Raw genomic sequence first — 1,972 nt, 5'->3', positions numbered from 1 at the left:
GCACGAGGGCGAACAATCGGGAGGGGGAAGAAGTCGACATGGGGCGCGAAAAGGTGGCGAATTCTATAATCGGCACTGCCCTATCGCCCCGCCGCCACGTCGCGCGGGGCGATTTGATTTTGTCGCGCGATTGTGTCCATGCACCTTCCCAGCCTGTCTCCCGGAAAACGCTTCACGCTGCCGCGCCCGATCGGCTCGGCCGATGCCCTGCTGCTGGCGCGCTTCGCGCAGGCACGCACCGCCCAGAAGCAATTGACTGCGATCGTCAGCGCCGAGCCGGCCGACACGCAGCGGCTCGAAGGCGAACTCGCGTTCTTCGCGCCCGAGCTGCGCATCGCGGTGTTCCCCGACTGGGAGACCCTGCCCTACGACACCTTCTCGCCGCACCAGGACCTGATCTCCGAGCGGCTGGCCACGCTGTGGCGCATCCAGCGCGGCGAGGTCGACGTGGTGCTGCTGCCGGCCTCGACCGCGCTGGTGCGGCTCGCGCCGCCGAGCTTCCTCGCCGCCTACACCTTCAACTTCAAGCAGAAGGAAAAGCTCAACGAGGCGGCACTGAAGGCCCAGCTCACGCTCGCCGGCTACACCCACGTGAGCCAGGTGGTGTCGCCGGGCGAGTACGCGGTGCGCGGCGGGCTGATCGACCTGTTCCCGATGGGTTCGCTGGTGCCCTACCGCGTCGACCTGTTCGGCGACGAGGTCGACAGCATCCGCACCTTCGACCCCGACAGCCAGCGCAGCCTGTACCCGGTGCCCGAGGTGCGGCTGCTGCCGGGCCGCGAGTTCCCGATGGACGAGGACTCGCGCACCGCGTTCCGCGCCCGCTGGCGCGAGAAGATGGACGGCGACCCGACCAAGGTGCGCCTGTACAAGGACATCGGCAGCGGCATCGCGACCGCCGGCATCGAGTACTACCTGCCGCTGTTCTTCGACGGCGTCGCGACGATCTTCGACTACCTCGGCGAGCAGGCCGCGATCGCGCTGCACGGCGAGGTCGACGACGCGCTGAAGCGCTTCTGGGTCGACACCCGCGAGCGCCACCGCTTCCTGCAGCACGACAAGGAGCGGCCGATCCTGCCGCCGGAAGACATCTTCCTGCGCACCGAGGATTTCTTCGCGATCGCCAATGCGCACGCGGTGCTGTCGGTGCGCGGCAAGGAAGAGACCGACTGGGCCCGCCCGCTGCCCGACCTCAGCGTCGACCGCGGCGCACCCGAGCCGCTGAAGAAGCTGCAGCTGCACGTGGGCACCACGCCGCACCGGGTGCTGATCGTCGCCGAGAGCGAGGGCCGGCGCGAGAGCCTGCTGGAGCTGCTGCGCGACAGCCGCATCGAGCCGCCGTCGGTCGCGAGCCTCACCGAATTCGAGCAGGGCGACGAGCGCTTCGCGATCGCGGTCGCGCCGCTGGCCGAGGGCTTCTTCTGGCACGACGCCGAGCTCGGCCGCGCCATTCAGTTCATCACCGAGACCGAGCTGTTCGCGACCTCGCCCACCGGGCGGCGCAAGCGCAAGCAGGAGCAGGTCAGCGACGTCAACGCGCTGATCAAGGACCTGTCGGAGCTGAAGGTCGGCGACCCGGTGGTGCACGTGAACCACGGCATCGGCCGCTACGTCGGCCTGATGAACATCGACTTGGGCGACGGCCCGAGCGAGTTCCTGCACCTCGAATACGCCGACAAGGCCACGCTGTACGTGCCGGTCGCGCAGCTGCACCTGATCAGCCGCTACACCGGCGTCAGTGCCGAAGAGGCGCCGCTGCACCGGCTCGGCTCCGGCCAGWGGGACAAGGCCAAGCGCAAGGCCGCCGAGCAGGTGCGCGACACCGCGGCCGAGCTGCTGAACCTGTATGCCCGCCGCGCCGCGCGCGAGGGCTTCGCGTTCCGCTTCTCGCCGCACGACTACGAGGCCTTCGCGGCGAGCTTCGGCTTCGAGGAGACGCCCGACCAGAAGGCGGCGATCCACGCGGTGATCC

1 protein-coding gene is annotated in these 1,972 nt (G+C 69.2%); it reads left to right on the top strand.

Annotated elements, in window-relative coordinates; genetic code table 11:
* Positions 1–138: 138 nt before the first annotated feature.
* Positions 139–1,972: CarD family transcriptional regulator (locus AC1D01_RS32310; RefSeq protein WP_477873590.1), on the top strand; the 1,834-nt coding region annotated here is incomplete at its 3' end.

The organism is Rhizobacter sp. P3_B12, from assembly GCF_056402895.1.
The sequence above is the reverse complement of the archived record's forward strand: the minus strand, read 5'-3'. Positions and strand labels throughout refer to the sequence as shown.